22 protein-coding genes and 1 pseudogene are annotated in these 21,955 nt (G+C 65.3%); 14 read left to right on the forward strand and 9 right to left on the reverse strand.

Features of this window, described 5'->3' with window-relative positions; genetic code table 11:
• Entirely contained in the window at window positions 1–762 is a 762-nt protein-coding gene (locus TabM4_RS19905; RefSeq protein ID WP_434622491.1) for an IclR family transcriptional regulator domain-containing protein, read from the forward strand.
• A gap of 3 nt (window positions 763–765) precedes the next feature.
• Here TabM4_RS19905 and TabM4_RS19910 read toward each other — a convergent pair.
• Window positions 766–1,658, reverse strand: a pseudogene (locus TabM4_RS19910) (LysR substrate-binding domain-containing protein).
• Between the two features lie 26 nt (window positions 1,659–1,684).
• Between TabM4_RS19910 and TabM4_RS19915 the strand changes: the two are divergent.
• Window positions 1,685–2,299: a trimethylamine methyltransferase family protein gene (locus TabM4_RS19915; RefSeq protein ID WP_434622494.1), complete on the forward strand. Its 615-nt coding sequence runs from the start codon at window positions 1,685–1,687 to the stop codon at window positions 2,297–2,299.
• A 46-nt stretch (window positions 2,300–2,345) separates the two neighbouring features.
• Window positions 2,346–3,050 carry an SDR family oxidoreductase gene (locus TabM4_RS19920; protein WP_434622496.1) on the forward strand — a complete coding sequence of 235 codons (705 nt, stop codon included), beginning with the start codon at window positions 2,346–2,348 and terminating at the stop codon, window positions 3,048–3,050.
• Between the two features lie 332 nt (window positions 3,051–3,382).
• Here the strand turns inward: TabM4_RS19920 and TabM4_RS19925 are convergent, their stop codons facing one another.
• Window positions 3,383–4,159 carry a hypothetical protein gene (locus TabM4_RS19925; protein ID WP_434622498.1) on the reverse strand — a complete coding sequence of 259 codons (777 nt, stop codon included), beginning with the start codon at window positions 4,157–4,159 and terminating at the stop codon, window positions 3,383–3,385.
• Complete coding sequence (locus tag TabM4_RS19930) at window positions 4,152–4,586, reverse strand: hypothetical protein (RefSeq protein WP_434622500.1); 435 nt, start codon at window positions 4,584–4,586, stop codon at window positions 4,152–4,154. Before TabM4_RS19930 ends, TabM4_RS19925 begins: the two co-directional genes overlap by 8 nt.
• A gap of 516 nt (window positions 4,587–5,102) precedes the next feature.
• Between TabM4_RS19930 and TabM4_RS19935 the strand changes: the two genes are divergently transcribed.
• From TabM4_RS19935 to TabM4_RS19980, 10 genes are all read left to right on the forward strand, one after another.
• Entirely contained in the window at window positions 5,103–6,599 is a 1,497-nt protein-coding gene (locus TabM4_RS19935; protein WP_434622502.1) for an AfsR/SARP family transcriptional regulator, read from the forward strand.
• Between the two features lie 121 nt (window positions 6,600–6,720).
• Window positions 6,721–7,971, forward strand: a complete 1,251-nt coding sequence (locus TabM4_RS19940; RefSeq protein ID WP_434622504.1) for a cytochrome P450 — start codon at window positions 6,721–6,723, stop codon at window positions 7,969–7,971.
• A complete protein-coding gene (locus TabM4_RS19945) occupies window positions 7,971–9,068 on the forward strand; it encodes a PEP/pyruvate-binding domain-containing protein (protein ID WP_434622506.1) in 1,098 nt (365 codons plus the stop codon). The genes TabM4_RS19940 and TabM4_RS19945 overlap by 1 nt, the downstream gene beginning before the upstream one ends.
• Window positions 9,069–9,096: 28 nt before the next feature.
• On the forward strand, window positions 9,097–10,911 hold the full coding sequence (locus TabM4_RS19950) for a PEP-utilizing enzyme (RefSeq protein WP_434622508.1): 1,815 nt from the start codon (window positions 9,097–9,099) through the stop codon (window positions 10,909–10,911).
• 77 nt (window positions 10,912–10,988) lie between these two features.
• Window positions 10,989–11,591, forward strand: a complete 603-nt coding sequence (locus TabM4_RS19955) for an HD domain-containing protein (RefSeq protein ID WP_434622510.1) — start codon at window positions 10,989–10,991, stop codon at window positions 11,589–11,591.
• 12 nt (window positions 11,592–11,603) lie between these two features.
• The gene (locus tag TabM4_RS19960) at window positions 11,604–13,043 is read left to right on the forward strand and encodes an aldehyde dehydrogenase family protein (protein WP_434622512.1); all 1,440 of its coding nucleotides are present in this window, start codon (window positions 11,604–11,606) and stop codon (window positions 13,041–13,043) included.
• The gene (locus TabM4_RS19965; protein WP_434622514.1) at window positions 13,043–13,633 is read left to right on the forward strand and encodes an HD domain-containing protein; all 591 of its coding nucleotides are present in this window, start codon (window positions 13,043–13,045) and stop codon (window positions 13,631–13,633) included. Before TabM4_RS19960 ends, TabM4_RS19965 begins: the two co-directional genes overlap by 1 nt.
• Window positions 13,630–14,382, forward strand: coding sequence for an SDR family NAD(P)-dependent oxidoreductase (locus TabM4_RS19970; protein ID WP_434622516.1), 753 nt, complete (start codon window positions 13,630–13,632; stop codon window positions 14,380–14,382). Before TabM4_RS19965 ends, TabM4_RS19970 begins: the two co-directional genes overlap by 4 nt.
• A gap of 9 nt (window positions 14,383–14,391) precedes the next feature.
• Entirely contained in the window at window positions 14,392–14,700 is a 309-nt protein-coding gene (locus TabM4_RS19975) for a 2Fe-2S iron-sulfur cluster-binding protein (RefSeq protein ID WP_434622518.1), read from the forward strand.
• Window positions 14,697–15,899, forward strand: coding sequence for an NAD(P)/FAD-dependent oxidoreductase (locus tag TabM4_RS19980; RefSeq protein WP_434622521.1), 1,203 nt, complete (start codon window positions 14,697–14,699; stop codon window positions 15,897–15,899). The genes TabM4_RS19975 and TabM4_RS19980 overlap by 4 nt, the downstream gene beginning before the upstream one ends.
• Before the next feature lie 67 nt (window positions 15,900–15,966).
• On the opposite strand, the gene pobA is transcribed toward TabM4_RS19980, so the two are convergent.
• On the reverse strand, window positions 15,967–17,130 hold the full coding sequence (gene pobA / locus TabM4_RS19985; RefSeq protein WP_434622523.1) for a 4-hydroxybenzoate 3-monooxygenase: 1,164 nt from the start codon (window positions 17,128–17,130) through the stop codon (window positions 15,967–15,969).
• Between the two features lie 85 nt (window positions 17,131–17,215).
• Here pobA and TabM4_RS19990 point away from each other — a divergent pair, with 85 nt between their 5' ends.
• Window positions 17,216–18,046, forward strand: coding sequence for a helix-turn-helix domain-containing protein (locus TabM4_RS19990; RefSeq protein WP_434622525.1), 831 nt, complete (start codon window positions 17,216–17,218; stop codon window positions 18,044–18,046).
• Here the strand turns inward: TabM4_RS19990 and TabM4_RS19995 are convergent.
• From TabM4_RS19995 to pcaD, 5 genes are all read right to left on the reverse strand, one after another.
• Window positions 18,043–19,359, reverse strand: coding sequence for a lyase family protein (locus tag TabM4_RS19995; protein ID WP_434622527.1), 1,317 nt, complete (start codon window positions 19,357–19,359; stop codon window positions 18,043–18,045). The two genes, TabM4_RS19990 and TabM4_RS19995, sit on opposite strands and share 4 nt — an antisense overlap.
• 70 nt (window positions 19,360–19,429) lie before the next feature.
• Complete coding sequence (pcaG, locus tag TabM4_RS20000; RefSeq protein WP_434622529.1) at window positions 19,430–20,044, reverse strand: protocatechuate 3,4-dioxygenase subunit alpha; 615 nt, start codon at window positions 20,042–20,044, stop codon at window positions 19,430–19,432.
• Complete coding sequence (gene pcaH / locus TabM4_RS20005) at window positions 20,044–20,781, reverse strand: protocatechuate 3,4-dioxygenase subunit beta (protein ID WP_434622531.1); 738 nt, start codon at window positions 20,779–20,781, stop codon at window positions 20,044–20,046. Before pcaH ends, pcaG begins: the two co-directional genes overlap by 1 nt.
• Window positions 20,778–21,161 carry a 4-carboxymuconolactone decarboxylase gene (gene pcaC, locus TabM4_RS20010; RefSeq protein ID WP_434622533.1) on the reverse strand — a complete coding sequence of 128 codons (384 nt, stop codon included), beginning with the start codon at window positions 21,159–21,161 and terminating at the stop codon, window positions 20,778–20,780. Before pcaC ends, pcaH begins: the two co-directional genes overlap by 4 nt.
• Window positions 21,158–21,931 (reverse strand): 3-oxoadipate enol-lactonase, encoded by a 774-nt coding sequence (gene pcaD / locus TabM4_RS20015; protein ID WP_434622535.1) that lies wholly within the window; start codon window positions 21,929–21,931, stop codon window positions 21,158–21,160. The genes pcaC and pcaD overlap by 4 nt, the downstream gene beginning before the upstream one ends.
• Window positions 21,932–21,955: the final 24 nt, after the last annotated feature.

A 21,955-nucleotide genomic window follows, 5' to 3' on the forward strand; every position in this document is an offset into this window, starting at 1 on the left:
ATGACCATCACCGAACGCGACATCATGGGGGGGCTGGCCAAGGGGCTGGCGGTGATCGAAACCTTCGGGGCGGACACGCCGCGCCAGTCGATCAGCGATGTCGCGGCAGCCTCGGGCCTTGACCGCGCGACGGCGCGGCGCTGCCTGCTGACCTTGGCCCATCACGGCTATGCCGACTGGGACGGCAAGTTTTTCACCCTCACGCCCCGCGTGCTGCGGCTTGGCACGGCCTGCCTTGCCTCCATGCCGATGCCCGCCATCGTGCAGCCCGCGCTGGATGCGCTGTCGGACCGGATCGGGGAAAGCTCTTCCGTCTCGATCCTCGACGGGGCGGAAATCGTCTATGTCGCGCGCGCGGCGCAGCGGAAGGTGATGTCAATCACCCTGATGCCCGGATCGCGCCTGCCCGCCTATTGCACCAGCATGGGCCGCGTGATGCTGGCCGCCCTGCCGGAGGCCGAAGCACGGCCGCGCATCGGCACCGCCCCCCTGCCCGCCCGCACCCCGCACACCCTGACCGCGCCGGAGGCGATCATGGCGGAACTGGCCCGCGTGACGGCACAGGGCTTCGCGCTGATCGACCAAGAGGTCGAGTTGGGACTGCGCTCGGTCGCCGTGCCGCTGACCAATGCGCGCGGACAGGTGATCGCCGCGCTGAACGTGGGGCTGGCGGCAGGGCCAGAACCGATGGAAGCGGTCGGTGGCCGTCTGGTTCCCGAGTTACAGACGGTGGCGGCGCAGTTGCGCGGCCTGCTGCGCTGAACACTATTTAGTCCAAAGCTCCTCGTACTTCTCCTGCCGAAACTGTTCGACCAGAAAATCGATGAACAGCCGCGAACGAGCTGGAATGAAAGCTTTGCTCGGATACGCAATGTTCATGGTAAGGCGTGGAAGATCCCAGTCGTCCAGAACGCGCACTAGCCGCCCGTCATCCAGATCCTTTTGAATGATGTAGGTCGGCTGAGCGAGAATGCCGAGGCCATCGCGGCAGCTTGACATATCAGTTGTCCATCGTTGGCATTGATGATGCCGTCGAACTCGATTGTCGAACTTTCTTCACCTTTGGTGAAGTGAAGCCGGTTCCAGTCGTCCGCAAGCGTATAAAGGATCAGATCATGGTCCCGCAGCTCCTCGGGATGTGTCGGCATTCCGCGACGCTCGATGTAGGAAGGCGAGGCCGCCAGTAGACGTCTGGTCCGTGCAAGGCGTCGGATCGTGATGGAGCTGTCCGCCTCCACCCGGCGTGTTCGGATCGCAAGGTCAAGCCCGTTTTCAATGATGTCGTAGTAGCGGTTGGAGGCCACCACTTCGACCACGACGCTCGGATGCTTTTCCCGGAACTGCTGTACCACCGGCATGAGATGCAGGAGCGCAAAAGACAACGAAGCTCCAACCCGCAGCCGTCCTGTGGGAGCATGCGCTCGCGACGCAACATTGGCCTCGGCTTCCTCCCAGTTCGCAAGCAAGTCCTTGGCATCCCGATAAAGCTGCTCTCCCTCGCTGGTTAGGCTCAACTGCCGGGTAGATCTGTGTATCAACCGCGCGCCAAGGCGCGCTTCAAGGTTCATCAACTGGCGGCTCACGCTAGACACCGATACACCCGAGATGGCCCGCCTCCATCTCGCCATGTCGGAAAAGCCGATGATGGGTACGGTCATGTCCGGAACAGGCGCTGCGCGACGTTGTGGCGGAAGCGGGAGCCAGCCCGGAAGACGGGGCCTGCCGACTGCTGCACATGATCAACACGACGCCGCCGCTGATCCTGCAGGAGAATCCGCTTCGCTGTTTGCGGGCCGCATCCGAACTGGGGCAGGGAAGCCTCATCAGCTCTTACATGATGATGGGTGCGACAAGCCCCGTCACGGTCGCAGGAACCCTCGCGCAAGGGCTCGCGGAGGTTATGGTCGGGCTCGCGCTCACTCAGATCTGGCGGCCTGGTGTGCCTGTTGTGGGCGGCATCTTCGGCACGCAATTCTTGATGCGGTTCATGGGTCCCGTATTCGGTCTGCCCGAGGCACAGCTGATCCAGATGGCAGGCGCACAGCTTGTGCGGCGCCTCGGGGTGCCTTGCCGCGGCGACGGGATGATCACCTCATCGAAGCTGAACGATGCGCAAGCAGGCTATGAAGGAGCCTTAACACTCATGGCGAGCCGGGCCTCACAGGCGGATATCGTCCTGCACAGTATCGGCTGGAGCGAATTCGGGCGTGCCGTGGACCGGGAAAAGGCCGCGAGGGACGAGGCGCTCATCCGAAGCGCTGGAACAGAGCCAAGCCCTCAGCGCTTTGTGAAGGGTTAGAGCCCGAGGTGGGAAGCGCTACCCCCTCCAGGCAACAGGAGGGCGCATGGCCGAGGATCGCACTGTCATCGTCACCGGGGCCAGCGAGGGCCTTGGCGCGAGCTTGGTCGGAACCTTCGCCGACGCTGGTTGGACCGTCATCGCCGCCGCCCGGAGCGCGTCAAAGCTGCAGGCGGTTGCGCAAAATCTATCAGGTGGTGCGGGCCGGGTGGTGCCGGTTCCGACCGATGTCGCAAACTGCGAGCAGGACATCGACATGGTGTCGCGCGCCCAAGCAGAGACGGGGCGCATAGATGTGCTCATCAACAACGCCGGCATCGACTCTCCCGGCGCGATCGAAGAGTTGGACTACGCGGATTGGGATCGCATCATCGCGGTCAATCTGTCGGGTGCCTTTTATTGCACGAAAGCGGTTTACCCCGTGATGCGGGCGCAGGGATCAGGCTTTGTCGTGAACATCGCTTCCGTGGCTGGTCTGCGCGGCGCACCTAATGCCACCGCCTATTGTGCCTCGAAGTTCGGTATGGCCGGGTTCACGCAAGCGCTCCAAGCAGAAGCCAAGACCCATAACATCCGCGCCTCTGTCGTCTACCCCGGCGGGATGGACACTGGCTGGACAGGCCAGAAGCAACCGGAGTTTTTTAAGCCTGACGATGTGGCGGTTTTTGTCCGCAACCTGGTCACCCAACCGCCGGGTCTTATCGTAAACGAGGCAGTCATCAGTCCCATCGTCGAGCCGTTCTACCCGTGACGTACCTGGCTCAAGCGAGACGAGCGTTGCGCTAGGGCTTTTTCTTCGGCTTTCCCGAGAAGTGCCAGCAGGGTGGGCGGCAGCAGGCTACCCGACAGCCATTTGGGTGCGAGCCCCAGCATCAGTGTGACCGCCCCGAGGAGTGCGACTATGGCGTTGGAGGACAGGTCTACCCAGGCCGCGCGTGCAAACTTCCGCTTCGTCCCTTCTTGTCGGTCCCGGCTCTCGTGTTTCAGCGCGACCCACCGGGAAAGGAACAATCGGCTGCATGGCTTCGCAGAGACGATGCTTGAGGGCCTTCGCTTGAGGGCCTACTCGCCGTATCCTTTAGGTCAGACGAGATAGAGGCCGCGCATCGCGGAAATTGGGTCGGTGCTCTGCTTTGACAACCGTACATTCTGACGGCGCAATACGCTGCCCAACCAAAGTGGCTCCGATCCGATTGGGATCACCGGCACCGGAACGATCCTGTTTTCGCCTTGAAGGGCACTTTGGGCGGCAGCCAACGTCTTGGGTTCTGCAAGAACATACCACTTCGACAAGCTAGGGAATCGCTTCACCTCGTGCGTCATGATCTCCCAAGCCGCGTGCCCCGGCATCAGCCATGTGGAAACGGCCAGAGCAGACCCGTCGCGATGTATGATCGGCCTGTCGGCCAAAGCTGTGCGGATGTGGGGATGACGCAGATCCATGAACATCTGCATGACGGGACTGCCCGGTTGTGCTGCTAGGGTGCAGCCCCATTTCGCTTTGAACCAGATCGGCCCCTTTCCAAGGAACGGCAGCGAGTAGCCTAATGTTGCCACGGGTAGCCGAAGTGCCACAGCACGTTCCATACTGGCCACCAGCAACCCCGACACCACGCGCTTCTGCCGCACGCCCTCATCCGCGCCCCGGATGCCGAGCGGTCCCATGGCGTAATGGTCGACATTGACCCAGTTGAAGAGGCCCGCGACCCACTCCCCGTCCAGATCGGCGCAGACGAGTTCGCCGCCGTGATCAAGCGCATTCAGTAAATCCTTGACCGACATGACCCAGCCGTCTTCGGGGAACCTCCGGGCCACGAGCGGTGCGTAATGACGGGAATGAAACTGCCGAATGTCATCCACAGCGCGGGTCGTGCGGAAGGTGAATCCGGCTTTGCGGACGCGCCGTAGATTCCCTTGTGGTCGAATTCCTGATCTCGGCTTCAAGTGCTTCTGTCTTGTCGGGGAGGGTCTTCGAGATCGACACTCGCAGGGGCACGACGAGGGCGCGGTGGTCCGTATCCGGAAAATCGGGTTCGCCGTTGGCGGAAAACAGGATCGAAACCGCTCCGCCCGCGGCATCCTCGGTTGCGCGTTGAAAAACCGGCGATCGCCAAGCACGCCCAGTCGGACCCGACACGACGCCCTCACCACAAAAGAGTTCCGCAATGCTGGGCGCGCGCTCCATCGCCCCGGCGCACCACACCGTGTAGCCGCCGCCCGAGTAAACAGCCGTCCTCGGCAAATGCTCGTTGATGGGAGCTAGCAGTCGCGACTTGATGCCAAGCATACGCGCAGTCCTTGTCTGGCTCGAACCGCCGCATGCCGAGTCTTTTCGCGGCTCGTGTCGTGGGTCAGTTTTTGTTGTGTCAGGTGGCATGAGATGGAGGAGTTGCAACGGCTTGGAAGGAAGCCGTTACCATGCCACGACATTAACGGCAGCCATGGCGACCGGTTCCAAGCGGACAATTGCAATGTTGGCTGCGCTCGTCCGATGGCCGAAGCGCCGACTTAAAGTGGTACTTTTAAAGGGCGCAAGGGTCGGCTCTTCGCCCGTTGCTCCGCGGCTCGCCCTTGCGCCGATCTCCTGTCATCCCCGGGCCCAGTCTCTAAACTTGGGTAACCCCTGTCCGGCGCATTGAATGCGTGCCGTGAAGCGTTGGGTTATCAGATTAGCGAGCCGGCCACCCCGTTCATCTCAAGTAAAGTTCCTCTGACAAAGCGGACATGTCAGCTAGATTGCCCAGGCCGAGTATTGTCGGGCACATTGGTGTCGCGACGGACCGGCCAGTATCAGAGTAAGGGCATGATCTCTCCAAACTTCCCGTCTGCAGCGCATGTCAGCCTGTCTTTCTTCGGAACGCGGCAGGGCGATTTGCTGCGAGAGTTCGTGGGCTGCGCCACAGCCCATCTCGGCATGACACGGCTGCTCTATGTTGCACCTTCGCGGACACAGGCCCGCAAGCCTCTGGCATTGAAGGGAAAGAACGCGTTGCAGGTGCTCACCTTCGAAGAACTGGGCTTCGAACGCGTGCCGATCTCCCTGCGTGCAGCGGGACGGGCACTTGCCGACAGGCTGAACGATACACCGGCGGGCACGGCTTTGGCGGTCGACATGGGCTGGGGTCTGCAAACCGCATCGGCAACAGCCAATTTCGAAGGTTGGACAGGTGTCGCCTCCGATCTGGCAGAGGTGTCCGGGCGCACGATCGTATCGCTCTACAACCGCAGCCTTCTCATCGACGAGCATCTTCTGACCGCGCTCCGCGGGCATCCCGCCGTGCTGACAAAGGAAGGCGTGGTTGCGAACCCCCATTGGCTTCCGCGCAGCCTGCAGGAAAAGGGCACGCTCAGGGAACATGTAAATTTCTGGTTGGGTGGCCTCGCCCCCAGCCTGATCCGCAACAACCCCTTCGCCGACCGCCATGCTGCAGAAGGGGCCGATCCGATGTGGCTTCTGGGGCGCCGCGCCGAAGAGAAGGTGATCCCCACCGAAGAGGCCGCGCGGGAACGCTGGAAGATCCGGTGCTTCGGCCGCCTGCGCGTCTATCGCGCCGATGGCAGCCAGATCGACTGGGCAGCCTCGGGCGGGGCGACGATGAAGACCAAGACGCTGTTCGCCTATCTCTTGCAACAGGGCGGCAAGGGGGCGCAGACCGATGATCTGGCCGATCTCCTCTGGCCCGATGCCGACAGCATGGAGGCGGCGCGGAACCGACTCTACCACACGGTGCGCTGTCTGCGGCAGGCGCTGGACGGCGGCACAACGAAGCGGGGCGGCAGCACGGTTCGGCGGGACGGCAGCAGCTATATTCTGGTGCCGCCGGAGCGGAGCTGGCTGGACATCTCGACCTTTGAACAGCTCTGCCGCCAGTCGCAAAGCCACCTGAAGGCGGGCGATCTGGATGAAGCGCTGATCTGCCTGCGCGCGGCGGACCGCCTTTACACCGGCGACCTGTTCGAGGACATCCCCGCCGAGTATGTGGACGATCAGGAACGCGACTGGTGCTGGACCCGCCGCTACTGGCTGCGCGACATGTATCTGAAGGTGCAGCGCGATGCCGCCCGCATCTACCGCGCGCGCGCCGACCATTCCGCCGCACTCAGCCATTGCCGCAAGGCGCTGGCGCTCGACCCCTTGGCCGAGTTCGCGCATGAAGAGGCGATGCAGGTTTTCGCGGCACAAGGACGGCGCGAGGCGATCGAGCGGCAATACGCGCTCTACCTTGATTCGCTGTCCCGCTTCGATGACCGGCCCCGCAGTGAATCGCTGGTGAAGATTTACCGCAGCCTGACGGCGTGATCCTGATTTTCTTTCGTAATAGCCTGCACTTAGCGACTAAAGAAAAACCAAAGATCACTACGCCATGTTGGTTTCCAAGCTGGCTCTGATGCCGGTTCCATAATTCTGCTGGGAGGACAGAATGAACACCATGGCCCCGGCGAAAGCCTGTCCATTCTCCAATGCTGCCGCCGATTTCGATCCCTTCGATCTGACCGATCCCTTCCCCTTCTACGCCTATGCCCGTGAGGAAGCGCCGGTCTTCTATTCTGACAAGTTGGGGTATTGGGTCGTCTCACGCCATGCCGATATCAAGGCGGTGTTCGACAACTGGCAGGTGTTTTCGTCCGAAAACGCGCAGGCGCCGATCCGACCGCTGGGAAAGCCCGGCCGTGCGGTGATGAAGGCGGGCGGGTTCACCGCCTATTCCGGCCTCTCCGCCCGCATCCCACCGGATCACACCCGTATCCGCAAGGTGGCGCAAAGCTGCTTTGGCCCGCGCCGGTTCAAATCCATCGAACCGCAGATCTATGAGATCGTGAACCGTGAGATCGACAAGTTCGCTCACAAGGGCCGCGCCGATTTCTTCCGGGACTTCGCCTATGACGTCCCCGCCTATGTGCTGTTCCGTCTCGTCGGCGTGCCAGAGGCGGATGTGCCGCGCGTCAAATCCTGGGCCGTCAGCCGCGCCCTGCTGACCTGGGGCGACCTGTCGGACGAGGAACAGATCCCCCATGTCCACAACATGGTGGAATACTGGGCCTATTGCCGCGCGCTGGTTGCCGCCGCCCATGCCGAACCCGGCGACAACCTGCCCGGCGACATGGTCCGCGCCCAACAGGCCGGGGCCGAGATCACCGATGATGAAATCGCCGGGGTCCTCTATTCCGTCCTCTTCGCCGGGCATGAGACGACGACCACCCTGCTGACCAATGCCCTGCGCGAGGTGCTTCTTGCCCCCGACCAGTGGGAAAAGCTGAAGGCCGATCCCGACAAGTGGACGGCGGCGACCGAGGAATTCCTGCGCTTCAGCCCCTCCATCGTGGCATGGCGGCGCAGGGCGTTGCAGGATGCCGAAATCGGCGGCGTTTCCATCCCCAAGGGCGCGAACATCCTGCTGCTGCTGGGTTCCGCCAACCGCGACGCCACGGTCTTCGACCAGCCCGACCGGCTGGAGGTGGACCGCCCCAATGCCCGCAACCACCTGTCCTTCGGCTACGGCATCCATTTCTGCCTTGGCCAGCAACTGTCAAAGCTGGAATTCGGCATCGCCATGCGCGAACTGGCCCGCCGTCTGCCCTCGCTGCGGCTGGTGCCGAGGCAGGACTTCACCTTCGCGCACAACACCTCGTTCCGGGTGCCGACCGCGCTGCATATCGAATGGGATCTGTGATGACCGCCGCCATGTCCCCCACCCTTTCCGCTCAGGCCGCCATGATCGACCCCCGCTACATCCTGCCGTTTGAAACCGCCCAAGACGCCGACCATCCCCGCATGGGCGGCAAATGCGCGAGCCTTGCCCGCATGATCGCCATGGGCGTGCCGGTGCCGCGCGGTTTCGCCGTGGCGACGGATGCCTATGCCGCGCATCTGGCGGCGGGGGGGTTGGAGGCCGCGATCCGGGCGGAACTGTCCCACCTCGACACCCACAACGTCACGGATGAAGAGGCGCGCAGCCAAGCCATCCGCCGTCTGGTCAATGACCGCGCCATGCCGGTGGAGGTGGAGACCGCCATCCGCGCCGCCTATGCGCTCATGGCTCCGAATGATGACCTGCCGGTGGCGGTGCGATCCTCGGCCACGGCCGAGGATATGCCGGACGCGAGCTTTGCCGGGCAGCAAGACACATACCTGTGGGTCGTCGGCGCGGATGAGGTGGTGGCACGCGTCCGCGCCTGCTGGTCCAGCCTCTTCACCGCCCGCGCCATGAGCTACCGCGCCGACCATGACCTTGGCCAGATCGAGGTTCTGATGGCCGTCGCGGTGCAGGAAATGGTCGATGCCCGCAGCGCAGGCGTCGCCATGACGCTGGACCCGATCAACGGCGACCGGACCAAGATCGTGATCGACGCCTCTTGGGGCCTTGGCGAAAGCGTGGTGTCGGGGGAAATCACGCCTGATAACTTCATGGTCGAAAAGGTGCTGATGCAGGTGCAAAAGCGCAAGATCGCCACGAAGACGCATGAAATCGTCGCCGACCCCGCCGCCCGCTGCACCGTGGACCGCGAGGTCGAGGCGGATCGCCAGACCCAGCCCAGCCTGTCGGATGATGAAGTGATCGCCGTGGCCCAACTGGCCCGGCGGCTGGAGAAGGCCATCGGCGGGCCGCAGGACCTTGAATGGGCGATTGACCGTCAGGGCCGTCTGGTCGCGCTGCAATGCCGTCCGGAAACGGTCTGGAGCCAGAAAAAGGCCGCGCCGCAAAGTTTTGCCATGGGGACCCTTGGTGTGCTCGGCACATTGATGGCCCCGATCCAGAACAAGAACTGATCAAAAAGACTCTCGGGGAGGAGAGACCATGACCGCACGCACGAGTTTTCCGAGTGCCTACGACCTTGCCGCGCCTCAGGGCGCAGAGGCTTGGCGCGACCTGTATCCCTATTACCTGACCTTCGCCGACAACCGCCGGGCCGAGGAGGATGGCAAGTTCTGGTTCTGCGACAGCCAGCATTGGCCGAACCCGTTCAAGCCCTTCGATGCAGTCACGGTGGAATTCGCGGTCAAGTGCCTCGGGCAGTACAATACCCGCCACTATCTGGTGCCGCCCGCCAATGGCGTCGATTTCCGCATCCACAACGGCTACGTCTACATGTCGCCCGTGGGCGTGGCGCCCGAAAACATCGGCCCCCGCGTCCCGCAATTCATGGACCGCGCCGGGCATTACTTCATGAACTGGAACACGCTGCTGGATCAGTGGCTGGTCAAGGTAAAGGCCAACATCGCCGAGATGGAGGCGCTGCGCTTTGACGACCTGCCCGAGGTGGTGCCGGTCGAATGGGTCAAGGACGGCCACGGTATCGACAACACGGTGCCGCTGTCCGAGGCCTATGACAAGGCGATCCAACTCCTCTACCGGACGTGGAACTACCATTTCGAGTTCCTGAACCTCGGCTATGCGGCCTATCTCGATTTCTTCGGCTTCATGAAATCGCAGTTCCCCACGATCTCTGACCAGTCCATCGCCAAGATGGTGCAGGGCGTGGACAGCGATCTGTTCCGCCCGGATGACGAGTTGAAGAAGCTGGCGAAACTCGCCGTCTCCTCCGGCGTCGCCGCGCATCTGTCTGCCGGGTCGGTGGATCAGGTGCTGGCCGCGATGGCAGGCAGCGCGGCGGGTCAGGCATGGGTCGCGGCTTGGGAGGGTGCAAAGGACCCGTGGTTCAACTTCACCTCGGGCAACGGCTTCTATTCCGACGACAAGTACTGGATCGAGCACCTCGACATCCCGATGGGCTATATCCGCGACTACGCCGCCCGCGTGCAGAAGGGCGAAGAGATCGACCGCCCCACCGCCGAAATCGCGGCCGAGCGGGACCGGATCACCGGCGAATACCGCGAACTCTTGGACGCTGACGCGCAGGGAGCCTTTGACGGCAAGCTGGGTCTGGCGCGGACGGTGTTCCCCTATGTCGAAAACCACAATTTCTACATCGAACATTGGTCGATGTCGGTGTTCTGGCGGAAAATGCGCGAGCTTTCGGCGCTGTTCCACCGTGCGGGCTTCTGGGAAAACGCCGATGACATGTTCTACCTGAACCGGAACGAGGTGCGCGACGCGCTGTTCGATCTGGGCATGGGTTGGGGCGTGGGGGCACCGGCCACCGGGCCGACCCATTGGCCGGCGGAAATCAAGCGGCGCAAGGCGATCCTTGCCGCGCTGCAATCGGCCCCGCCGCAGCCCGCGCTGAACACCCCGCCGGACGTGATCACCGAACCCTTCACCATCATGCTCTGGGGCATCACCACCGATGCGGTGAAGAAATGGCTCGTCGGGTCGGACGACAGTTCGAAACTGGAAGGCATGGCCGCCTCGCCGGGCGTGGTCGAAGGCCGCGCACGGGTGATCCGGTCGGCCAATGACCTTGGCCTGATCGAAGAGGGGGAGATCCTCGTCACCCCGGTCACCGCCCCAAGCTGGGCCCCCGTCTTCGGCAAGATCAAGGCCACCGTCACCGACATCGGCGGCATGATGAGCCACGCCGCCATCGTCTGCCGCGAATATGGCCTTCCGGCCGTGACGGGGACGGGCAGCGCCTCGTCGACCATCAAGACCGGGCAGATGCTGCGCGTCGATGGCACGACGGGCGAGGTCACGATCCTGTCCGCCGCCTGATCCCCTTGGCGGGCCGGTCCCCCCGGCCCGCCACCAAGACCGCCGACACGCGCCGCCGACACGCCCAAGGAAACGCCATGCTGATGCCCGTTGATCCCACCTCCCGCTACGATGCCGTCTGGCGGCGTGCCGAACCCTATATGCGGGCGCGCAAGAACGACGTGCACGTGCCGCTGTCCTTTGCCTGGGCGCAGCGCCTGCTGGAGGCGCATCCGGAGGCGGATCGGAATATCGTCTCGCTCGCCATCCTGCTGCATGACATCGGCTGGTATTCCATCGACATGGAGGACATCATCGAAAAGGGCTTTGGCCCCAACATGATGCAGTCCGACGTGCGCTTCCTGCACGAAAGCGAAGGCGTCCGCCTGTCCCGCCCCGTTCTGGAAGAAACGGGCTGGTCCGAGGCTGTGATCCTTGCCGTGGCGGAGATCATCGACGGCCATGACACGCGCCCCGATCCCCGCCATCTGAACGACCGGCTGGTGCGCGATGCCGACAAGCTGTGGCGGTTTTCGGTCACCGGCGTGTCGGTCGCCTGCGACTGGTTCAAGATGACCCCGCGCCAATATGCCGACCGGCTGGAGCATCAGGTGGCCCAGTTGGAAACCGAGATCGGTCGCCAATGGGCGGGCGAGGAATTGCGCGCCACCCGCGCCGCGCTGATGCTGCATGTGATCTGAAGGACGGAAGCGATGGAAATGTTCATCGATGGCGGCTGGAAACCTGCGGCTTCCGGCGCGACCCAGCCTGTCACCAATCCGACGACCGGCGCGGTGATCGACACCGTTCCCACGGGCGACGAGCGGGATGCCGACATCGCCATCCGCGCCGCCGACCGGGCGCTTGCGTCTTGGCGCGCGGTCCCGGTGGCCGAACGCGCCCGCCTGCAACGCCGCGCCGCGCAACTGATGCGTGACAATGCCGACCGGATCGGACGGGTGCTGACCGCTGAACTCGGCCGCCCCGTCGCGGCGGCGGTGACGGAAATCCAACGCTCGGCCGACCTTCTGGACGTCTACGCCGAAGAGGGGATGCGCCTTCATGATGAGGTGATCCTGTCCAACCCCGGCGAAAAGATCATGGTCCGGCGCGAACCTGTCGGCGTGGTCGTGGCCATCACGCCCTTCAACTACCCCATCACGCTCCTCTGCTTCAAACTCGGCGCCGCGCTGATCGCGGGCTGCACCGTGGTGGCGAAACCGGCAGAGGATACGCCGCTGTCCACCCTGCTGCTGGCAGAGCTGTTCCATCAGGCGGGCTATCCGGCGGGCTGTTTCAACGTGGTCACCGGCAAGGGGCGCGGGATCGGCATGGCGATGGTCAACCACCCCATCCCCGGCAAGGTCGCCTTCACCGGCGGGACGGCGGCGGGCAAGGCGATTGCCGCTGCCGCCGCTGGCACGGTCAAGCGCGTGACGCTGGAACTGGGCGGCCAAAGCCCCGCCATCATCTGCGCCGATGCCGACCTCGCCAAAGCCGCCGCCGCCATCGCGCGGCATGGCTTCGCCAATTCGGGGCAGTTCTGCTACCGCGTGAATCGGGTCTATGTGGAAAGCCCCGCCTATGACGCCTTCCTGTCGGCGCTCTTGGCCGAGGTGGCGAAGATCACCGTGGGCGATGGCCAGACAGACCCGGTGACCATGGGGCCGATGGTCAATGCCAAGATCTTCGGCAATGCCTTCGGCCAGATCGCCGATGCCCGCGCCAAGGGGGCCCGCATCTGCTGTGGCGGCGACCGGCTGACCGGGGGCCTGTACGATGGCGGCTATTTCCTGCCGCCCACCGTGATCGCCGACACCGACCATTCCATGCAGATCATGACCGAGGAAACCTTTGGCCCGGTGCTGGGCATCATGCCCGTGGACAGTCCGGCGCAGGCGCTGCAACTGGCCAATGATACGGTCTATGGCCTTGCCGGGTTCGTCTTCTCCGGCACCCTCTCCCGTGGTCTGGCCTTGGCCGAACGCATCAATGCCGGTTCGGTCTGGGTCAATGACATCCACCGATCCAACCACTCCGCCCCCTTTGGCGGGATGAAGCAATCGGGGATTGGCCGGGAGAAGGGGCGGTATGGGGTGGAAAGCTACCTCGAATACAAGACCCTCTACCTCACCTATGATGAGGGGCTGTGATGACCCCGCGTGACTTGGCCCTGTGGCAGGCGGCAAAGCCGTGGCTCGACGTGCGGTCGAACGATGTCCATACGCTGATCGCATGGCGGCTGGCGGGAACGCTGCTGACCCTGCGCCCCGGCGCGAATGAGGGCGTGGTGCTTCCCGCGATCCTCCTGCACGACACCGGCTGGAAGAAGATGCCGCGGGAAAAGCTGGCGCGGGCCGTGGGGCCGAAGCCAGAGTTCCCCGAACTCCAACGCGATCACGAGGTCGCGGGGGTCGAGATCGGGCGCGACATCCTTGGCCGTCTGGCACTGGGGCTGAAGGATGACGCCATCCTCGCCATCATCGACGGCCATGACACGACCAAAGAGGCGCGCTCGCCCGAGGATGCCATCGTCAAGGATGCCGACAAGCTGTGGCGTTTCACCCCGCATGGGGTGGCGACCATCGGCGGCTGGTTCCAGACGCCCGCGCCCGAGACCTTGGCGATGCTGGAAGATTTCGTCCTGCCCTCGTTCCTGACGCCCGAGGCGCGGATCATGGCGCAGGGCTTTCTGGCCGAAGGCTGGGCCTCGGCGGAACGGGAAGAAAGGATGCGGGGATGAGCGGTCTGGATCTGGCGGGCAAGCGCGTGGTGGTGACAGGCGCCGCGGGCGGACTGGGCCGCGCCTTTGCGAAGGCCTTCGCGCGCGAAGGGGCACGGGTGGTGGTGGCCGACATCAACCTGACGGGGGCCGAGGAAACCGCCCGCGCCATCGGGGCGGCGGCCATCGCGGCGCAGGTGGATGTGACGTCGCAGGCGTCAACCGCAGCCTTGGCGGCGCTGGCGGCGGAACAGTTCGGCGGGATCGACGTGCTGGTGAACAACGCCGCCATCTATGCCGGGCTGGAACGCAAGGGCTTTGAATCCATAGACGAAGCGGTCTGGGACCGCGTCATGGCGGTCAACGTCAAGGGCCCGTGGCAGATGACCCGCGCCGTGGCCCCGCATCTGCGCGCAGCGGGCGGGGGGGCGGTGATCAACGTCTCTTCCGCCACGGTGATGAGCGGATCGCCCGAATGGCTGCACTATGTCAGCTCCAAAGGAGCCGTCATTGCCATGACCCGCGCCTTGGCCCGCGAGTTGGGCGATGACCGGGTGACGGTCAACGCGCTCGCCCCCGGGTTCACCCTTACAGAGGCGAGCCTCGGCCTGATGGAAAACGCCGCGAGCTATGGCGTCACCCGCGGCGCGATCAAGCGCGCGGCGGGGTCGGATGACATGGTGGGGGCGGCGCTGTTCCTCGCTTCTCCACTCGCCAGTTTCATCACCGGACAGACGCTCATCATCGATGGCGGACGCCAGTTCCTGTAAGGATACCCAATGCCCCTGATCACCTTTGTCGAACCCGACGGCACCCGTCGGGATGTTTCCGCTCGACCCGGCGAAAGCCTGATGGTCGCCGCCACCCGTGCCAATGTGGCAGGCATCATCGCCGAATGCGGCGGCAGCGCGATGTGCGCGACCTGTCATTGCTATCTGGTCGAAGGCACCTTGCCCGAGGCCGAGGCGCTGGAGGCCGAGACCATCGAATTCGTGGCCCAGAACACCCGCGCGACCAGCCGCCTGACCTGCCAGATCACCGCGACCGCAGCGATGGACGGGGTGGTGCTAGAGGTCGCCCCGCGATGAGCGGCGTGGTCATCATCGGCGCGGGCCATGCGGGCAGCCAGTTGGCGGTATCCTTGCGGGCCGAAGGTTATGCGGGGGCGGTCACGCTGATCGATGCCTCCGATGCGCTGCCCTATCACAAGCCGCCGCTATCCAAGACCTTCCTGAAAGACCCCACCGCGCTACCGCAACCCCTGCGCGCAGCGGCGGCCTATGAGGCGGCGGGAGTCCTGCGGCGGAGGGGCATTGTCACCGCCATCGACACCGCCGCGCGGGTGGTGACGGTGGATGGGGAGGCGTTGGGCTATGATGACCTGATCCTCGCCACCGGCGCGCGGAACCGGATGCTGCCAGAGCTTCAGGGGGCAGAGAACGTCCATTCCCTGCGCGACCTTGCCGATGCCGAACGCCTGCGCGCGGCACTGGCCGGGGCGGATCGGGTCACCGTGATCGGCGGGGGGTTCATCGGGCTGGAATCCGCGGCAGCCCTCGCCGGGATGGGCAAGAGCGTGACCGTGCTGGAAGCCGCGCCCCGCGTGCTGGCGCGGGTGGCGGCCCCTGAAACCTCGGCCCGGGTGCAGGCGGTGCTGGCCGGGTTGGGCGTGATCCTCCGGACAGGCTTCATGGCCCAAGGATACCGGCGCGATGGGGCGCGGGTGACGGCGGTCACGGGGGCAGAGGGCGAGATCCCCTGCGACCTGATCCTTGTCGGCATCGGGGCGGCAGCAGATACCGCACTGGCCCGCGCATCGGGGATCGCCTGTAACCAAGGCATCCTGACCGACGGGCATCTGCGCACCAGCGCGCCGCATGTCTGGGCCATCGGCGATGTCGCAGAAACCCCGCATTGGCAGGCGGATGCAGCCCTGCGGGTGGAAAGCGTGCAGAACGCGACCGATCAGGCGCGTCATCTGGCGCGGACGCTTTCGGGGGCGGAGACTGACCCGTTCCGCAGCGTGCCATGGTTCTGGTCCGACATCGGTCCGCTGAAACTGCAGATCGCGGGGCTTTCCGTGAAGGCCGACCGCCGCGTGGTGCGCGATGATGGGGCGCGACTGGCGGTGTTCCATCTGGCGGGCAACCGTCTGGTGTCGCTCGAGTCCCTGAACAGCCCCGCCGACCACATGATCGCCCGCCAATTGTTGGAGGCAGGACGGACCCCGCCCGAGGCCGTCATGCAGGACAGCCCGGCGGCACTGAAGGCGTGGCTACAGGGCTGACGACATGAACGAACAGGAAAAGGCCCGGCGGAAGCGATCCCGCCGGGCCTTTTTCCCTGTGGTCCGTTCAGTACGGCAGGCCCGTGTAGTTTTCGGCCAGCAGCGTCCGCGCCGTCTCGGACCGCTCCAACAGCGCGAGTTCGCTGTCCTGCATCCGGCGTTCATAGTCGCTCGCCCCCGGGAAGCGGTGCATCATGGTCGTCAGCGACCACGAGAAGCGCATCGCCTGCCAGATCCGCGCCAAGGCGCGCTGCGAATAGGCGTCGATCCCGCGATCATCGCCGCGATAATGCGCGGCCAACCCTTCATAAAGATAATGCACGTCCGAGGCGGCAAGGTTCAGACCCTTGGCCCCGGTCGGCGGGACGATATGGGCGGCGTCGCCACAGAGGAACAATCTGCCCCAACGCATGGGCTCCGACACGAAGGACCGCAGGGGGGCGATGGACTTCTCGATCGACGGGCCGGTGACCAGACGGGCGGCCACATCCTCGGGCATGCGCGCGCGGAATTCGGTCCAGAAGGCGTCATCGCTCCAATCCTGGACCTTATCGGTCAGGGGAACCTGGATGTAATAGCGCGACAGTTGCGGGTTCCGCATCGAGGCCAGCGCAAAGCCCCGGTCATGTGCGGCATAAATCAACTCGTCCTCGACCGGCGGGGTGCGTGAGAGAATCCCAAGCCAGCCAAAGGGATAGACCTTTTCGAACTCCGTCCGGACCGTATCGGGGATGGCTTGGCGGCTGACGCCGTGGAACCCGTCACAGCCCGCGATGAAATCGCAGTCCAACCGATGTTCGCCACCCGCATCGCGCCAAGTGACATGTGGCGATCCGGTCAAGTCATGCAGCGCGACATCCTCGGCGTCATGGATCACGGTCGCGCCGATGGCGTCCTGCGCGGCGTAAAGGTCGCGCGTCACCTCGGTCTGGCCATAGACCATGACCTGCTTGCCGCAGGCCTGTTTGAAATCCACCCGGAACATCCGGCCGTTCTGTGCCAGATGGCAGCCGTCGTGCAGATGCCCCTCGCGGTCCATGCGGTCCCCCGCGCCCGCCTCGCGCAGCAGGTTGACCAGCCCCGTTTCCAGCACGCCCGCGCGGATACGGCCCAGAACATAATCCCGGCTCTTGCGTTCCAGAACCACGGTGGCGATCCCCGCGCGGTTCAGCAGTTGCGACAACAGCAGACCCGAAGGCCCGCCCCCGATGATGGCGACCTGTGTGCGCATTGATCTTCTCCCTTTGGCGGGAGGATGCGCGAAACCGGGCCTCGGATGAATGGACGCAAGACGCGAAGTCTTGTATAAATCGGCCATGGAGCGGATTCCCACATGGCAGCTTTACGGTGAGGCCAGCCCCTTTCCCGATCTTCTGCATATCGAGCGGATCGTGGACCGGGCCGAAGGGCAGGATTGGGTGATCGCGCCCCATCGTCATGTCAATCTGCACCAGATTTTCCTGATCCGAACGGGCGTGGTGGACCTGTCGCTTGATGGCCAGCGCCGCCAGCCCGGCCCGCCGGTCGTGATCAATGTCCCGCCGGGATGCGTGCATGCCTTCACCTTTGCCGCCGGCACCGAAGGCCATGTCCTGACCCTGCCGCCCGCCGATTTTCCGGAACTTTTCGGCCAAGAGATGCCCGCACTCCTGCGGCCCTTCGACTTGCCCGGCGCGGGGGTGGAGGTGCTGATGGACCGCATCGCCGCGCGCCATGCCGAAAGCGGCCCCCTGCGCCGTCTGCGTCTGCGCGCGGCGGCGATCGAGCTGTGTTGCGCGGTGGCGGAACGCGGCGACAGCACCGCCGAGGCCACCACCCTGCCCCATATCCCGCAGCTGGAGGCGCTGATCCGCGCCCATCTGGCCGATGGCTGGCAGGTGACGGATTACGCCCGCGCGCTTGGCCTCTCTGACCGCCATCTGCGGCGGCTGTGCCTTGAGGCGACGGGGCTTTCGACCCACGGCTTCATCGCCGCCACGCGCTTGCGCGAGGCTTGCCGTCTGCTCGCCTATACAAGGATGCAGGTGCAGGAGGTGGGTTTCGCGTTGGGCTTCGACGATCCGGCCTATTTCGTGCGGGTGTTCCGGCAGGGGACGGGCCTTGCCCCCACCGAATACCGGCTGAAGGTGGCGGAGGGCGCGTCCTAGACCACACCGACGCTGGCCGCAAAGGCGCGCGCCTCATCTGGCGCGGTGCCAAGGTTCGGGCTGGCCGGGAGGACGGCGGCGGGGAACTCCTCGGCCACCAAGGCAACAAGGGACGGCCCGCCCGGCTTGGCCTGCTTGCACAGCTCCTTGACCTTGGCCTGCGCCTCGGGTCGCGGGATGTGGCGGGACAGGGCGAAGGTCATCTCCTCGGCCCGGATCAGGCCGCTACCGTCGTCCAACTGCCGCGCCATCGCCTGCGGATCGGGCTGGATGCGCTGCGCGAGGTCCAGCGCCAAGGCCAGCGCGCGGCCGGTCAGGATGCAGATTTGCGGCAGGGTCAGCCATTCGGCAAACCACGCCGCCCCGTCGCGCTGCTGGCGGTGCAGACCTGCGTTCTGGATGACCCCGTCCAGCGCGATCACCTGCCGCGCCACGGCGACCAGCACCGACGGACCGACCGGGTTCTGCTTCTGCGGCATGGTAGAGGACGACCCCGCGCCGGAAATCGCCACCTCTCCCATCCCGCTTTGCGTGAAGAGGATCAGGTCTTCGCCCATCTTGCCAAGGCTGGCGGTCAGCCCGGCCATCCATGCGGAAAAGGCCCCGATGCGGTCACGCTCGGCATGCCAGCTATGGCCCGGATCGGACAGACCAAGCGCCATAGCCAGCGCGGCCCGCACGGCGGGACCTTCGGCCCCCATCGCCGACAGCGTCCCCGCAGCGCCGGAAAGGGAAACCGCCGCCAGATCATCCCGCACCGCGACAAGCCGCGCGCGGTGGCGCAGGATCGGGTGGCCCCAAGACGCCACCACCGCGCCGAAACTGGTGGGCGTCGCCACCTGCCCATAGGTGCGCGCGGCCATGGGCAGATCGGCATGGGCGGCGGCCAGCCGCCCCAAGGCACGGGAAAGCGCCTCCAGCCGCGCATCCCACAGCGCCATCACCCGGCGCAGACGCAGGGCCTGTCCGGTTTCCATGATGTCCTGACTCGTCGCGCCCCAATGCAGGTAGCGGGCATGGTCCGGGGCCTCCATCGCCTTGCGGAAGGCCGCGACCAGCGCGGGCACGGGCACGCCGTTCACCGCCGTCTCGGCCGCCATCGCGGCGGGATCAATCTGCACCTCTCGCGCAGAGCGGTCGATGAAGGCGGCGGCGGTCTCGGGGATCAGGCCAAGGTGGCCCTGCACCCGGGCCAAGGTGCCTTCGACCAGCAGCATGGCGCGGATTTCGGCGCTGTCGGTGAACAGCGCCGCCGTCTCGTCATCGCTGAATAAACCGCGATAAAGGGCACTGTCGGCGGGCGAGGCGGGCATGGGCTTGGACCTTTTGCAGGAAAGCGGACGGGGTGGGGATGTCCTCTGCCCCGCCCTTGGTCAAGCGGGATCAGATATCGAAGAACACCGTCTCAAGCGGGCCTTGCAGGTGGATGTCGAAGCCGTATTCGCCGGGGGCCAGCTTGCGCGCCAGAAGCGTCGCCAACCGTTCGCGGTGTTCGATCCGGGCGAGGACGGGACATTCGGCATTCGCCTCATCCTCGTCGTCGAAATAGATGCGGGTTTGCAGGCCAAGATTCACCCCGCGCGCCACCAACCAGACCGAGATATGCGGGGCCATCAGCCGCCCGTCCGGAAAGGGCACGCGGCCCGGCTTGATCGTGTCCAGCCGCCAGATGCCGCTGTCGAAATCGGCGGCCACCCGCGCCCAGCCGGTCACTGCCGGGTCCGCCGCGCCGCGCGGATCGTTCACCGGATAGATCCCCGCCGCATCGGCCTGCCATGTCTCGAACACCACATCGCGCAGGACCATGCCCGCGCCATCCAGCACGCGGCCGGTCAGGGTGATGCGTTCACCCTTTGCGCCGTCCATGATGGGCGACAGGCCAAGGTCGACCGGATAGATGCCGGGATTGCCCAGCCGGTTCGGCGTCAGCCCGATATGGACGTAAGGCCCCGCCGTCTGGGACGGGCTTTCCTTCAGATATTCCAGCCGCTGGACCATCACATCCCCTCCCGCCGGTTTTCAAAGAACGATTGCCGCCGCCCCCGCAACACGATGTCAAAGCGGTAGGCAAGGCAGTCCATCGGGATCGCGTGGTTCATGTCCAGCGCGGCGACCAGCCGGTCCACCGCATCCTGCCGCGCCAGCGTGTTGACGATGGGGCAAAGCGGGATCAGCGGATCGCCCTCGAAGTAATTCTGCGTGATCAGGCGCTGGCCGAAGCCCGAGCCGAAGACCGACCAGTGGATGTGCATCGGCCGCCAGCTGTTCACATGGTTGGGCCATGGATAGGCACCGGGGCGGATGGTGAGGAATTCATAGCGCCCGTCAGGGCCGGTCAGCGTGCGCCCGCAGCCGCCGAAGTTCGGGTCCAAGGGCGCGGTGTAACCGTCCTTCTTGTGCCGGTAGCGCCCGCCCGCATTGGCCTGCCACATCTCGACCAGAACACCCGGCACGCCGCGCCCGTTCTCGTCCAGCACGCGGCCATGCATGATGATGCGTTCGCCGATGGCGGGCTGTCCGGTGAAGTTCATGATCAGGTTGTTGTCCAACTCTCCGATCATGGATTGCCCGAAAGCAGGCCCCGTCTCTTCAGAGAGGGTGGAGCCCATGGCGATCAAGGGGCGCTGCGGCGCGCGCGTCATCGAGGTCTTGTAGCCCGGCGTATAGGCCGCCGGGTGCCAATCGCGGTCCCGGAAGAACAGGGGGCCATGCTGGCTGGCGGGGGAATGGGTCATGTCCGGTCGGCCTCCATCGCGGCGAACGTCTCCTTGGCGATCTTGATCGCGTGATTGGCGCGCGGCACGCCCGCGTAGATGGCGACGTGCAACAGCGCCTCCATCACATCCTCGGGCGTGGCGCCGGTATTGGCGGTGGCGCGCAGGTGCATGGCAAGTTCGTGGTCATTTCCAAGACCCGCCAGCAGCGCGATGGTCAGCATGGACCGTTCGCGCGGGGTGATGGTGTCGCGCGACCAGACCGCGCCCCAAGCGGATTCGGTGATCAGCGTCTGGAAGGGCGCGTCGAAGGGGGTCTTGGCGGCCTCGGCCCGGTCGACATGGGCATCGCCCAGCACGCGGCGGCGGGTGGCCATGCCTTGGCTGTAGCGGTCACTCATCGGGCATGCTCCGTCAGGAAGGGAGCCACGAGCGCGGCCCAAGCGGCGGGGGTTTCGACGCAGGGCAGATGCCCGGCGCCGGGAATGACATGGAAGGACGCGCCCCGGATCAACCCGGCCGTCCCCTGCACCAGTTCGGGCGGCGAGGCCCCGTCCCGATCCCCGGCAATGGCCAGCACCGGCAGGTTCAGCCTTGCGGTATCGACGGTCAGGTCGGCGGCAGCAATCGCCGCGCAGGCGGCGACATAGCCTTCGGCATCTGTCCGCTCCACCATGTTGCGCCACAAGGCCAGATCCGGCGTCGCGCGGAACCCCGGCGCGAACCAGCGTTCCATCACCGCATCGCCGATCGCCCCCACCCCGCCCGCCCGGACGGCGTCGATCCGCGCCCGCCACAGCTCGGGGGTTCCCATCTTCGCCGCCGTGTTGGACAGGACCAGCGCGCGCACCAGATCGGGGCGGCTCTGCGCCAGCGCCTGTCCGATCATGCCCCCGATGGACAGCCCGACAAAGACGACGGGCCCGCCTGCCACCGCTTCGATCAAGGCGGCGGCATCCGCGGCGAACCCCGCAATCCCCTCCTGCGGGCCGCGGTCCGACAGGCCGTGGCCGCGCTTGTCAAAGCGGATCGCGCGGATTCCGGGCAACAGCGGCACCACGGCATCCCACAGCCGCAGGTCGGTTCCCAGCGAGTTGGCGAACAGGACTGCGGGGCCTTCCCCATCGGTCCGGTAATGCATCGCGCCCCAAGGGCGGGTCAGAACTTGCATGGTCTCCTCCGTCGATCCATAAAC

It is taken from the genome of Tabrizicola sp. M-4, from assembly GCF_051132405.1.
Taxonomy (GTDB): domain Bacteria; phylum Pseudomonadota; class Alphaproteobacteria; order Rhodobacterales; family Rhodobacteraceae; genus Paragemmobacter.